8 protein-coding genes are annotated in these 13,549 nt (G+C 71.3%); all 8 read left to right on the forward strand.

Going from position 1 to position 13,549, the window contains the following annotated elements:
• The first annotated feature begins 197 nt into the window (after positions 1-197).
• A complete protein-coding gene (locus tag ACO2Q2_RS06135; protein ID WP_423254878.1) occupies positions 198-3,122 on the forward strand; it encodes a phosphoenolpyruvate carboxylase in 2,925 nt (974 codons plus the stop codon).
• A gap of 284 nt (positions 3,123-3,406) precedes the next feature.
• Positions 3,407-4,660: an efflux RND transporter periplasmic adaptor subunit gene (locus tag ACO2Q2_RS06140; protein ID WP_423254879.1), complete on the forward strand. Its 1,254-nt coding sequence runs from the start codon at positions 3,407-3,409 to the stop codon at positions 4,658-4,660.
• 156 nt (positions 4,661-4,816) lie between these two features.
• Positions 4,817-5,581 carry an ABC transporter ATP-binding protein gene (locus ACO2Q2_RS06145; protein ID WP_423254880.1) on the forward strand — a complete coding sequence of 255 codons (765 nt, stop codon included), beginning with the start codon at positions 4,817-4,819 and terminating at the stop codon, positions 5,579-5,581.
• Positions 5,578-8,031, forward strand: a complete 2,454-nt coding sequence (locus ACO2Q2_RS06150; protein ID WP_423254881.1) for an ADOP family duplicated permease — start codon at positions 5,578-5,580, stop codon at positions 8,029-8,031. Before ACO2Q2_RS06145 ends, ACO2Q2_RS06150 begins: the two co-directional genes overlap by 4 nt.
• A 5-nt stretch (positions 8,032-8,036) precedes the next feature.
• Entirely contained in the window at positions 8,037-10,478 is a 2,442-nt protein-coding gene (locus tag ACO2Q2_RS06155; RefSeq protein WP_423254882.1) for an ADOP family duplicated permease, read from the forward strand.
• Positions 10,479-10,480: 2 nt separating this feature from the next.
• Positions 10,481-12,901, forward strand: a complete 2,421-nt coding sequence (locus tag ACO2Q2_RS06160; protein ID WP_423254883.1) for an ADOP family duplicated permease — start codon at positions 10,481-10,483, stop codon at positions 12,899-12,901.
• Between the two features lie 76 nt (positions 12,902-12,977).
• The gene (locus ACO2Q2_RS06165; protein WP_423254884.1) at positions 12,978-13,250 is read left to right on the forward strand and encodes a CopG family ribbon-helix-helix protein; all 273 of its coding nucleotides are present in this window, start codon (positions 12,978-12,980) and stop codon (positions 13,248-13,250) included.
• 48 nt (positions 13,251-13,298) lie between these two features.
• A complete protein-coding gene (locus tag ACO2Q2_RS06170; RefSeq protein ID WP_423255078.1) occupies positions 13,299-13,532 on the forward strand; it encodes a type II toxin-antitoxin system RelE/ParE family toxin in 234 nt (77 codons plus the stop codon).
• The last annotated feature ends 17 nt before the right edge of the window (positions 13,533-13,549 follow it).

The raw sequence follows: 13,549 nt of genomic DNA on the forward strand, positions 1-13,549 counted from the left end.
CCTCGGCGATCAAGCCTGCCCGTTCCACCTCACGTTGCGTCATCCCCACCTCCACGGTCACCCCCTCGACGGAAAAGGGGACACTTGTAACTTGCAGGAAGGGGACACTACTAACTGGCAGCTACACATCGCCGGCCGGATTGCTGCACAAGCAGCATTTTTCGTTAGGCTTGGGCGGTTGCCCCACGGAGAACACCATGCCCTTCCAGCCCGAAACCCCCGACCTGCCGCACGACGCCCCGCTGCGCGAGGACGTCAGCCGCATCGGTGCGATGGTCGGGCAGATGCTGGCCGAGCAGCGCGGCGAAGCCTTCTTCGAGCGGGTGGAGGCGGTGCGCACCAGCGCCATCCGCCGCCGCCGCGAGGACGAGCCGGTCGCCCTGCTGGGTCGTGCCCTGAGCGGCATGCAGCCCGACGAAGCCGAGGCGCTGGCGCGCGCCTTCGCCACCTATTTCCAGGCGGTCAACATCGCCGAGCGCGTGCACCGCATCCGTCGCCGCCGCGACTACCAGCGCGCTGGCAGCGCGCCGCAGCCCGAATCCCTGCTCGACGTGCTCGCCGCGCTCAAGGCGCAGGGCGTCACCGCGGACGAGCTGCTCGACTGGCTCGGCCGCCTGCACGTGGAGCCGGTGTTCACCGCCCATCCCACCGAGGCGGTGCGCCGCTCGCTGCTGGAGAAGGAGCAGGCGATCGTGCGCTCGCTGGTGGACAACTTCGATCCCACCCGCACGCCGCAGGAGCGCAAGGAGGACGACGACCGCATCTTCATGGCGCTGTCCTCCGGCTGGCAGACCGCCGAGGCCTCGCCGGTGCAACCCACCGTGCAGGACGAGCACCACCACGTCGGCTTCTACCTCGCCAACCCGATCTACCGCATCGTGCCGGCGCTGTACGAGGCGCTGGCCGAGGCGCTGCGGCAGGTCTACGGCGTGGCCGCGCCGATGCCGCGGCTGCTCAGCTTCGCCACCTGGGTCGGCGGCGACATGGACGGCAACCCCAATGTGGGCGCCGACACCATCGCCGCCAGCCTGGCCAGCCAGCGCGCGCACGTGATCGAGCACTACATGGAAGACGTCGCCGGCCTGGCGCGCCTGCTCAGCCAGACGCAGGGGCGCGTGGCGGTCGATCCGCAGCTGACGGCGCGGCTGGACGACTACCGCGCGCGCTTCCCCGCCGCGGCGAAGAAGATCCGCCCGCGCCACGCCGACATGCCCTACCGCACCCTGCTCACCCTGATCGGCGCACGACTGGAGGCCAGCCTCGAAGACGATCACGCCGAGGGCTACACCTCGGTCGACGAACTGGCCGGCGATCTCGAACTGATCGCCCACAGCCTGATCGAGCACCACGGCCTGCACGCCGGCGCCTACGCCGTGCAGCGCGTGATCCGCCGCGTGCGCACCTTCGGCCTGCACTTGGCGCGGCTCGACGTGCGCCAGGATTCGCAGGTGCACGACGACGCGCTCGCCGCGCTGCTCGCCGATCCGCAGTGGGGCGAGCGCACGCCCGGGCAGCGCGTGGAAAGGCTGCATTCGTTCGCCAGCGGCGAGCAGTCGCTGGCGCCGGTGGACGAGGAAGATGCGCAGCGCATGCGCGCGGTGTTCCAGCAGCTCGGCGAGGCGCGCCGTCGCTACGGCAGCGAGGCGATCGGCCTGTACATCATCTCCATGGCGCGCACCGCCGCCGACGTGCTCGCCGTGCTGGCGCTCGCGCGCCACGGCGGGCTGGTGGTTGCTCCCTCTCCCCCGCGGGGAGCGCAAGCCGACCACCAGCGCGAGCATCCGCTCCCTCTTTCCGCCGGGGAGAGGGCTGGGGTGAGCGGCCACGCTGGGGCCGAGGTCCCGTCGGAGCGAGCTTTGGCAGACATTCCCGCGAGCACCCGCCCCGCACCTCAATCCCCCGATCGCGTCGCGGGCAGGCTCTCTCCCCAGGGAGGCGCGGAGGCGAGCGCGGAAAGCCACGTGCCCCTCGACATCGCCCCCCTCTTCGAAACCGTCGACGACCTCAGGAACGCGCCGGCCACGCTGCGCGCGCTGCTCGCCGATCCGGTCTATCGCAGCCACCTGAAAACCCGCAACGACCGCCAGTGGGTGATGCTCGGCTATTCCGACAGCGGCAAGGACGGCGGCACGCTGGCCTCGCGCTGGGGCCTGCAGCGGGCGCAGGTGGAACTGCTGGAGATCGCCCACGAGGCCGGCATCCAGCTCGCCTTCTTCCACGGTCGCGGCGGCTCGGCCAGCCGCGGCGGCGCACGCATCACGCCGGCGCTGATGTCCTCGCCGCGCGGTTCGGTGGCCGGCGTGCTGCGCGTCACCGAGCAGGGCGAGGTGATCCACCGCAAGTACGGCATCCGCGCGCTGGCGCTGCGCAACCTGGAGCAGACCGTGGGCGCCGTGCTGCGTGCCAGCCTGCGCCCGCGCGAGGACGATCCGCGCGAAGCGCAATGGCGCGAGCGCATGCACCGGCTCTCCGCCGCCAGCCGCAGGCACTACCGCGCCTTCATCGACCGCGACGGCTTCGTGCAGTACTTCCGCACCGCCACGCCGATCGACGTGATCGAACGCATGACGCTCGGCTCGCGCCCCTCGCGCCGCCGCAGCATGCGCGGCGTGCAGGATCTGCGCGCGATCCCGTGGGTGTTCTCCTGGACCCAGTGCCGCTCGATCATCACCGGCTGGTACGGCCTGGGCACCGCCCTGGAGCAGGGCGCGGCCGAGTTCGGCGAAGAAGCGCTGGCCGAGATGGCGCGCGACTGGCCGTTCTTCAGCAACATGCTCGACGACGTGGAGATGGTGCTGGCCAAGTGCGACCTCGACATCGCCGAGGCGTTCTCGCAGCTGTCCGGCGAGCTGCACGCGCCGTTCTTCGGGCTGATCCGCGACGAGTTCGAGCGCACCTGCCGCTGGGTGCTGCGCCTCAAGGGTCAGCGCGCCCTGCTGGAAGGGGCGCCGCGGCTGGCCATGTCGATCCGCCTGCGCAACCCGTACGTGGACCCGATGAGCGTGCTGCAGGTCGACCTGCTCAAGCGCTGGCGCGCCTCCGGCGGCGCGGACGACGCCCTGCTGCGCGCCCTGGTCGCCTGCGTCAACGGCGTCTCGCAGGGCTTGCAGAACACCGGTTGATCATGGCCCGCCCCTTCTACGTGTAGGAGCGCACCCTGTGCGCGAATGCCTTTCGCTTTGATGTCGATCAGGAGCAAGAGCATTCGCGCACAGGGTGCGCTCCTACACGATTTCGACGGTGCTCTGGGGTAGGAGTCCGCTTGCCGTGTCCGCAAGCGGATGGCGCTGTCCGTATCCGGACGGGTTCGGGTGGTCGCGGCATGCGTCCGGCGCTGCCGAACCGCGCTCCCATGCGGATATGTGCACCGACGGGTCCTTGGCACGCCAATTGCCATATCCAGGGCATGGATATCGCCAACCCCCAGTTCAAAATCCGCCGGCGCCGGCGGTTGCAGTGGTCGATCGCCGGGGGCGCGGCGGTGCTGGTGACCATCGTGGTGCTGCTGATGCGGCTCGGGCCGGCGTTGCCGGTGGCCGAGCGCTCCAGCCTGTGGATCGACACCGTGCAGCAGGGGCAGATGCTGCGCGAGGTGCGCGCCACCGGCACGCTGGTGCCGCGCTCCAGCCGCTGGCTGGCGGCAGCGACGGCGGCGCAGGTCGAGCAGATCCTCATCTGGCCGGGCGCCGCGGTGAAGCCCGATACCGTGCTGATGAAGCTCTCCAACCCGGCCGTGGAAGATGCGCTTCGCAACGCGCAGGCGCAGGTCGCCGCGGCCGAGGCCGACGTGGTGGCCAAGCGCGCCGAACTGCAGTCGCAGCTGCTCGACCAGCGCTCGGCGCTGGCGCAGGCGCAGTCCGATTACGCCTCGGCCAGGGTCAAGGCGGACGCCGACGCCAAGGCCGCCGCGCTGCACCTGATTCCCGACGTGCAGTTTCGCCAGGGCCAGATCGCACTCACCCAGCTGGACACGCGCCGCGGCATCGAGGAGCAGCGTGTCGCCGCGTTCGCCGGCAACATGCGCGCCCAGCTCGACGCGGTGCAGGCCAAGCTGCGCCAGCAACAGAGCAACCTGCAACTGCGCCAGCGCCAGGCCGATGCGTTGAGCGTGAAGGCCGGCATCGCCGGCGTGCTGCAGGAGGTGGCGGCGCAGGAAGGCGCACAGGTGGCCGAAGGCGCCAACCTCGCGCGGGTGGCGCGACCGGACGTGCTGATCGCCCGCCTGCAGGTGCCGGAAGTGCAGGCCAAGGACGTGGCATCAGGGATGCCGGTGAGCGTGGACACCCACAACGGCACCGTGGCCGGCGCGGTGGAGCGGATCGACCCGGCCGTGCGCGACGGCAGCGTGCAGGTGGACGTGCGGCTGGACGGAAAGCTGCCGCCCGGCTCCCGTCCCGACCTGTCGGTCGACGGCCGTGTGCGTATCGCCACGCTGGACCACGTGCTCTCGGTCGGTCGCCCGGCGCTGGCCAAGGCGGACGCCGACATCACCCTGTTCCGGCTCGATCCGGCCTCCGGCGTGGCCACCCGCGTGCCGGTGCGCATCGGCGCGGCCTCGGTGGACCGGGTGGAGATCGTGCGCGGGTTGAAGGCGGGCGATCAGGTGATCCTCTCCGACACCAGCCAGTGGGACCGCTACGACAAGATTCGCGTGGAGTGAACACATGCATCACCCCTCTCCCGTCGGGAGAGGGGCAGGGGTGAGGGTACGGCCGAAGACGAACGTCGCGCGGCACCCGAACCCTCATCCGACCCTTCGGGCCACCTTCTCCCGGAGGGAGAAGGACAAACCGATCAACCGAGAACGGACCGACCCATGACCGAGCAAGCCAGCGTCATCGCCCTCAGCGGCATCCGCAAGGTGTTCCAGACCGACGAGGTGGAAACCCACGCACTCTCCGACGTGCACCTGTCCATCGCGCGCGGCGAATACGTCTCGATCTCCGGCCCCTCCGGCTGCGGCAAGACCACGCTGCTGTCGATCCTCGGCCTGCTCGACACCGCCAGCGCCGGCCACTACGTGTTGAACGGCCACGACGTCGCCGCGCTCACTGCCAGCCAGCGCGCGCGCATCCGCAACGCCGAGATCGGCTTCATCTTCCAGGCGTTCAACCTGATCGGCGACCTCACCGTCTTCGAGAACGTCGAGCTGCCGCTGACCTACCGCAGCGGCATCGGTGCCGGCGAACGCCGCGCGCGCGTGCAGGAGGCGCTGGAACGCGTGGGCATGGCGCACCGCATGCGCCACTATCCCGCGCAACTCTCCGGCGGCCAGCAGCAGCGCGTCGCGGTGGCGCGCGCGCTGGTCGGCAAGCCGGCGATCCTGCTCGCCGACGAGCCCACCGGCAACCTCGACTCGCGCAACGGCGAGGCGGTGATGGCCCTGCTCGATGAACTGCACCAGGGCGGCGCCACCCTTTGCATGGTCACTCACGACGCCCGCTACGCGGAACTGGCGCAACGCAAGATCCGCCTGTTCGACGGCCGCGTGGTCGACGAGGAAACCTTCGACCGCCTGCGCCGCGAGGACGCATCGCGCCTGGACGCGCTGATCGGCCAGCGCATCGAGGCGGGCGCGTGAACGTCTGGCTGGCCGAGATCCGGCAAGCCTGGCGCGCCAGCCTGCGCAAGCCCGGCTTCCTGCTGCTGGCCGGCGGCGTGCTGGCGCTGGGCGTCGGCGCCAGCGTGGCGGTGTTTGCGCTGACCCAGAACACCTTGTGGCGGCCGCTGCCGTTGCCGCAACCATCGCAGGTGATGGTGGTGGGGCGCTGGAATGGTGAACACGTCGGCACGATCTCGCCGCGCTACTACCAGCAGCTTGCTGCCCTCGGGGGCGTGGCGTCGATTGGCCTGAAGCAGGCCGGTTCGATGGCAAACGTCGCTGCCGGCGGGGAGCCGGTGCAGGTGCCGCGTATCTATGCCGACCGGAGCCTGCTGCCCACGCTTGGATTGCGGCCGATCGTGGGCCGCAACTTCGACGCGCGCGAGGATGCCCCTGGCGGCCCGCCAGCCGTGTTGATCAGCAGCGGCTTCTGGCAGCGCCACTATGGGGGCGACCCGCACGTGGTGGGGCGCCGCCTGCGCGTGGAGGGCATGGAGCGCGACGTCATCGGCGTGCTGCCGGCCGCCTTCAATGCGGTGGCGGGGGTGGGCGACGTGGTGGTGCCGCTGGCGCTGCCGGCCGCCAGCAATGACGAGGGCTCGAACTACATGGCGGTCGCGCGGCTCGCTGTGGGTGCCAACGTGGCGGCGGTGGCGGCCGAGGTCGACGCCCGCCTGCACGCCATGGACCAGGCCGACGCCGCTGCCAATGCCGCGCCGCGCACGCGCTACGGCGTGGAACGCCTCGCCGACTGGCTGCATCGCGACGCGCGGCCGGTGCTGCTGCTGTTCCAGGCCAGCGCCGTGCTGGTGCTGCTGATCGCGCTGGTCAACCTGACCAACCTGATGCTGCTGCGCAGCCTGGCGCGCAGGCACGACGCCGCGGTGCGCGGCGCGCTGGGCGCCTCGCTGCCGCGCCTGATGCTTCCGGCGCTCGGCGAGGGGCTGCTGGTCGGCCTGGTCGGCGCCGTGCTGGGCATGGCGCTGGCCGGCGGCGGACTGGCCCTGTTGCAGGGTTTCATCCCGGCGCAGTGGCTGGCGGGCGGCGCGCTGCATGTCGGCGTCACCGCGTGGATGCTGGCGCTGGCCGGCGGCGTGCTGGCCGCGCTACTGGCGGCGGCGCTCGGCCTGTGGCGCAGCCACAGCGCGGCCTCGGTGGAGGTCTTGCGCGAAGGCGGCCGCAGTGGCGCGGGCCGCGATGCCGGGCGGCTAGGCCGCGTGCTGGTGGTAGGGCAGGTGGCGCTGGCCACGCTGCTGCTGAGCGCCGCCGGCCTGTTCGTGCATGCGCTGTACGACGCCTCGCAAGTGCGCCTGGGTTTCGACGGTGAACGGGTACTCACCTTCGAACTGGCGCCGCTGGAAGCGACCTACCCGGATGCGGCAGCGGTGAACATCCTCGCGCGACGGCTCGTCGAGCGGCTGCGCACGATACCCGGGGTCACCGAGGCCGCGGTGACCACCAACCTGCCCACCAGCACGGACAGCATCGGCAGCTTTGGCCATTTCAGCACCGGTGTGCGCGTGCCTGGCCGCACGACGTTCAATGCGCAGTACCACGGCGTCGGCCCCGGGTTCTTCGAGCTGTTCGCCATCCCGTTGCAGCGGGGCCGTTATTTCACCCGTGGTGACATGCGTGGTGCGGAACAGGTCGCCATCGTCAGCCAGGACCTTGCGGCTGCGCGCTATGGCGGAAACGCGTTGGGGAAAACCATCGAGGTCGAGGGGCGGGGCAACGTGGTGTGGCCGGCGCGCATCGTGGGCGTGGTGGGCGACACCTGGCAGGACGGCCCGCTGCAGCCCAAGCAGCCGGTACTGTACGTGCCGCTGGCGCAGATGCCCGCGCCCATGCTGGCGGGCTTCCGCCGCTTCGAGCCGCTGCGCTTCGTGCTGCGCGGCCACGGCAATCCGGAGGACTGGCGTGGGGGCGTGCGCACGGCGCTGGCCGAGATCGCGCCCGGGCAACCCGTCGCCAACCTGCGCACGATGCGCAGCATCCTGCGCGCCGTAACGGCGGATGCACGCCTCAACCTGCTGCTTATCGGCGTGTTCGCTGCGCTGGCGCTGCTGCTGGCGGTGGCCGGGCTGTACGCGGTGATGGCCGTGGCCGTGGCCGCGCGCGAGCGCGAGTTCGGCGTGCGCCAGGCACTGGGCGCGGCGCCGTCGACGCTGCTGCGGCTGGTACTGCAAGGCGGACTGGTACAGGTCGCGGCGGGACTGGCGGTCGGCGTGTGCGCCGCACTGGGCCTCTCGCGCATGCTGCCCCTGCTGCCCCTGCTGTTTACGGGCTTGCTGGGGCGAAGCGATGCCTTCGATCCGATGGCGACGCTGGGCGTCTGCGTGGTGCTGGCGCTCGCCGGCTGCACCGCCTGCCTGCTGCCGGCCTTGCGCGCGGCGCGGGTGGCGCCGATGCGCGCCCTGCGGGGGGAATAGGGGCGATGACGATCCTGCTCACGGAAATCTGGCGCGCCTGGCGCGCCAGCCTGCGCAAGCCCGGCTTCCTGCTGCTGGCCGGCGGGGTGCTGGCGCTGGGCATCGGCGCCAGCGTGGCGGTGTTCGCGCTGGTCCAGAACACCTTGTGGCGGCCGCTGCCGTTGCCGCAGGCGGACCGGCTGGTAGTGCTGGGGCCGCTCCACGACAACGGCCACGTGGCCAGCATCTCGCCGCACGAGTACCAGTTCCTCGGGCCGCCGAAGGGCCTGCAGGCGCTGGGGCTGGTGCACTTCGGTTCGAAGGTGAACATCGCCGGGACCGGCATGCCGGCGCAGGTTCCGGTGCTCTACTTCGACCGCGGCCTGCTGCCTGCTTTGCGCCTGCGACCGGTGCTCGGACGAAACTTCAGCGTGCAGGAGGACCGCCCGGACGGCCCGAAGGCGGTGCTCATCGGCTACGGCCTGTGGCAACGCGCCTTCGGAGGCGACCGCGGCATCGTCGGCCGCAGCCTGCAGGTCGAGGGCGCCACCCACACCATTGTCGGCGTGCTGCCGACCGCCTTCAACGCGGTGCTGGGACCGGGCGACGTCATGTTGCCGAAGGCATTGCCGACGGTCAGCCGCGACTACAACCACGACGGCGACATCGTGATCGGCCGGCTGGCCGATGGCGCCGACGTGGCCACCGTGGCGGCGCAGGCCGATGCGAGCGAACGGACGATGTTCCGTGACATGGGCATGGGCGGCAACTGGAAACGCCCGCGCTTCGGCGCCGAGCCGCTGGCGGCGGCCTACCAGCAGGACGTGCGCCCGATGCTGATGCTGTTCATGGCCAGCGCGGCGCTGGTGCTGCTGATCGCGCTGGTCAACCTGACCAACCTGATGCTGCTGCGCGCGTTGTCGCGCAACCACGACGCGGCAGTGCGCAGTGCGCTCGGTGCACCGCTGCTGCGATTGATGCTGCCGGCGCTGGGCGAAGGCCTCCTGATCAGTGGCTGTGGCGCCCTGCTCGGCATGGCGCTGGCCACCGCCGGGCTGGCGCTGCTGCAGGGGCGCATCCCCCCGGTGTGGCTCTGGGGCGGTCGCGTGCACATCGGCATCGCGGACTGGGGGCTGGCGCTTGGGGTGGGGCTGCTGGGCGCGCTGCTGGCCGCCGTGCTCGGCTTGTGGCGCAGCCGCACGGCGGCCTCGTTGGAGGAACTGCGCGAAGGCGGCCGCAGCGGCATCGGTGTGCGCAGCGGTCGTTTCAGCCGTGTGCTGGTGGTGGCGCAGGTGGCGCTGGCCGCGGTCCTGCTGTTTGCCGCGGGGGTGTTCATGCATGCGCTCTATGACGCGTCACGTGCGCAGCTTGGCTACGTCGCCGACAACGTGCTCACCTTCGAACTGGCCCCGGTCAGGGATCACTACCCGGATACCGCCGCCATGCTCGACCTCACGCGCCGGCTTGAGGATCGACTGGACGCGATACCGGGCGTGACCGACGTGGCGGTAACGACCAACCTGCCGACCAGCGACGACATGTACGGCCAGTTCAACAACGGCATGCGCACGTCGGGCGACGACCACTTCGAAGCCCAGTTGCACGGCGTCAGTGCCGGCTTTTTCCGGTTGTTCGCGATCCCGCTGCATGAAGGCCGGGATTTCACCAGGGGGGACATGCGCGCGGGCGAGCCGGTGGCCATCGTCAGTCAGGACCTGGCCGACGCGTACTACGACGGCCACGCGCTCGGGCAGGTGATCGGTGTGGAGCGGCCTAATGATCCGCCGGTGCACGCGCGCATCGTCGGCGTGGTCGGCAACACCTACCAGCGTGGCCCGCTGCATCCCGGACAGCCGGTGGTGTATCTGCCGCTGGCGCAGATGCCGGCGCCGCAGATGGCGATCCTCCGCCAGTTGGAGTCGCTGCGCTTCGCCCTGCGCGGCCACGGCAACCCGGCCGACTGGCGCGCGGGCGTACACGCGGCACTGGCCGAGGTCGCGCCGGAACAGCCGATCGCCAGGATGCGCACGATGCGCAGCATCGTCGAGCAGACCACCGCCAATGCCCGGCTCAACCTGTTGCTGATCGGCGTGTTCGCCACGCTGGCGCTGCTGCTGGCGGTGGCCGGAGTCTATGCGGTGATGGCCGTGGTAGTGGCCGCGCGCGAGCGTGAGTTCGGCGTGCGCCAGGCCCTGGGGGCGCCCCCGGGGCGACTGGCGCGGCTGGTACTGCGCAGCGGCCTGGGGCAGATCGCCATCGGCCTGCTGATCGGCGTCGCCGCCGCGTTGGCCCTGTCGCACGCGCTGTCCGCCCTGCTCATGACGCTGCTCAACCGGGGCGGCGGTTTTGACGTGGCCACGGTGGTCGGCGTCAGCACGGTGCTGGCCGCGGCGGGCCTGCTGGCCTGCCTGCTGCCGGCCTTGCGCGCGGCGCGGGTGGCGCCGATGCGCGCCTTGCGGGGGGAATGACCATGCTCGTGCGCGAATGCTGGGAAGCACTGCGCCGCCTGCGGCGGCGGCCGGGCTATGCGCTGCTGTCGGTGGCGGTGCTGGGCGTGGGGCTGGGGGTGGTGCTGTTCCTGTTCAGCCTGATCAACACGCTGATCGTCGAACCGCTGCCCGTGCCGCATCCCGCGCGCGTCATGGCCCTGGGCCGGCCTTCGCACAACGGTAACGGCATCGCCACGCTGGACAGCGACCCGTACCTGGCCTTGCGCGGCCATCTGCGCAGCATCGACCTGATGGGCGCCTACGTGCCGATCGGCGTGGGAGTGGACATGGGCAGCGGCGCCACGTACCACGCGGGCAGCCGCATGACCGCTTCGATGATGCCGTTGCTGGGCATCGAGCCCTTGCTGGGGCGTACCCTCCTGCCCGCGGACGAGGCGGCCGGCGCGCCGGACGTGGCGCTGCTCGGCGAAACCCTGTGGCGGCACGCCTTCAAGGCCGATCCGCACATCCTCGGCCGCGCCGTGCGGGTGAACGGCGACTGGGTCACGGTGGTGGGCGTGGTGCCCGCGCAGGCGACCAGCATGCCGGTGACCGGCAACCAGGTCTGGCTGCCGTTGAAGCTGCAGCCGGGGCAGCACCGCGCCCTGTGGGGCGTGGCCCGTCTGGCGCCGGGAACGTCGCTGGCACAGGCACGGGCGGAACTGGATGCCTGGGATGCCCGCCTGCAGGCGGCGCTGCCGACCGGGAAGCGCACGCGCGGCGTCACGATCAAGCCGTGGAAGTTCAGCTTCGTGCCCGAGGACATGCGCCGCTGGGTGTGGCTGATGTTCGGCGCGGCCACGCTGGTGCTGCTGCTGGCGTGCGTCAACGTGGCCAACCTGCAACTGGTACAGACGCTGCGGCGGCAACACGAATTGGCGTTGCGCGGCGCGCTCGGCGGCGGCCGTGCGCGGCTGATGGTCGGCACGCTGGCGGAGAGCCTGCTGGTGAGCGTGGCGGCGCTGGCGGTGGCGCTGCCCATCGTGCACTGGGGCAACCGCTGGATCGTCTCGCTGTACTTCGCCAATGCGCCGGACAGCGCCGCTTTCCGGCATTTCGGCCTCGACGCCCGCGTGCTTGCCGCCGCGCTGGCCGCCGCCGTGCTCAGCACGACGCTGGCCGGATTGATCCCCGCATGGCGCGCCTCGCGCGCCGACCTGCAGGACGCGCTGCGCGACGGCGGCAAGGGCTCCGGCGGCGGCTTTGCCCGCATGGCCAGGGTCATGGTGGTGGCGGAGGTCGTGCTCACCGTGGTGTTGCTGGTGGGCGCAGGGACCTTCGTGCGCGCGGTGGACAGCGTGCTCTCGCAGCCGGTGGCGGGGGCCGCGCATGCCGCCGAGGTACTCACCGCGAGCGTGATGCTGCCGCCGGCCGGCTATGCCGACGACGCCAGGCGCATCCGCTTCTTCGACGGGGTGGTCGAGCGTTTGCGGCAGGACGCGGGCGCGGTCGACGCCACGGCGTCCGATACCGTGCCCGGCGCCGTGCTGGGCAGCCACGAGGATGTATCGCTGCCGGGCCAGCCGCAACCCGCGGACGGCTGGCCACGGGCGCAGATGGGCATCGTCGATGCGCATTTCCTCGATGTCTACGGCGTGCGCCTGCGCCAAGGCCGTTTCTTCGATGCGCGGGAGCAGGCGCACAGCGCGCCGGCGGCGGTGGTCGATGCCAAGATGGCGCAGGCGATGTGGCCGCACGGCGATGCGCTGGGCCGCCGGCTGGTGCTGTGGCCGGGCCGCGCACAGGCCCGCACGCTGACCGTGGTCGGCGTGATCGAGCCGCTGCAGATGGACGGCTTGCTGGAAAAGCCGCTGCCGGGCATGTTGCTGCCGCTGGACCAGTCAGGCGGCCAGTCGCCGCTGCACGGCGTGGGGCTGGCGGTACGCACGCACGCCGACGCCGGTCGCTTCGAGCGCGCGCTCGCCGACGCGGTGCATGCGGTCGAGCCGCAGGCGGCGGTGTACGACGTGCGCAGCCAGGCCGTGGCGATGGCGCAAGGCCGCGTCGGACTCACCGTGCTCACCGGCGTGTTCGGTGCGCTGGGCCTGGTCGCCTTGCTGCTTGCGGGGGCAGGGCTGTACGGCGTGCTGGCGTTCTCAATGGAGCAGCGGACGCGCGAGATCGGCATTCGCCGCGCGATCGGCGCGGGCCACGGCGCCATCGTGCGCACGGTGGCGCGGCAACTGGCGTGGCAGCTCGGCATCGGGCTGGGCGTGGGCTTCGTGCTGGCGGTGCCGTGGTCGGGCGTGCTGGCCGATCCGGGCCTGCATACCCGCGCCCGCGACCCGGCCGTGTTCGTGCCGGTGCTGCTGGTGGTGCTCGGCGTGTCCGCACTCGCCGCGCTGGTGCCGTTGCTGCGCGCGCTTCGGGTCGATCCGGTGGTGGCGCTGCGCCATGAGTGAGGCGGCATGGTGGGCAAAGCGCCGGCGGGCGGCTACGGTATGCCAACGCAATACCTTTTCATGTCTGGAGCGTGCGATGGCAACTTCGGTCAAGATCGACGAGGACCTCAAGAAACGCATCCAGCACCTGGCCGGGCTGCGCCGACGCTCGGCGCACTGGATCATGCGCGAGGCCATCCAGCAGTACGTCGAGCGCGAGGAAGCGCGCGAGAGTTTCCGGCAGGAGGCGCTGGCTTCGTGGCAGGCCTGTCGGGAAACCGGGCGGCATCTGACCGGCCAGGAAGCGCGTGCATGGCTGGATACCTGGGGCACGGGTGACGAGAAGGAAGCGCCCGGGTGCCACGGGTAATCGTCACGGCGGCAGCAGTGGTGGGACTGGAACGCTGTCGTTCCTTTCCTGGCAGGCAAGGCGCCGGAAGCATCGCGGCGCGCAGCACAGGCCATCGCGCAGCAGCTCCTGCTGCTGGAATCGACGCCGGGCATGGGACGGCCCTTGCCCGATCCGCCGGAACTGCGCGAAGGGGTGGTCGCGTTCGGCGACTCGGGCTACGTGGCTCTTTATCGCCACGTGCCGGAGGAGGATGCCGTGTACGTTCTGGCGTTCCGGCACCAGAAAGAAGCCGGATATTGAGGGGCGCAGGCCCAAGT

Source organism: Dyella sp. KRB-257, from assembly GCF_049445995.1.
In the GTDB taxonomy this organism is placed as follows: Bacteria; Pseudomonadota; Gammaproteobacteria; order Xanthomonadales; family Rhodanobacteraceae; genus Dyella_A.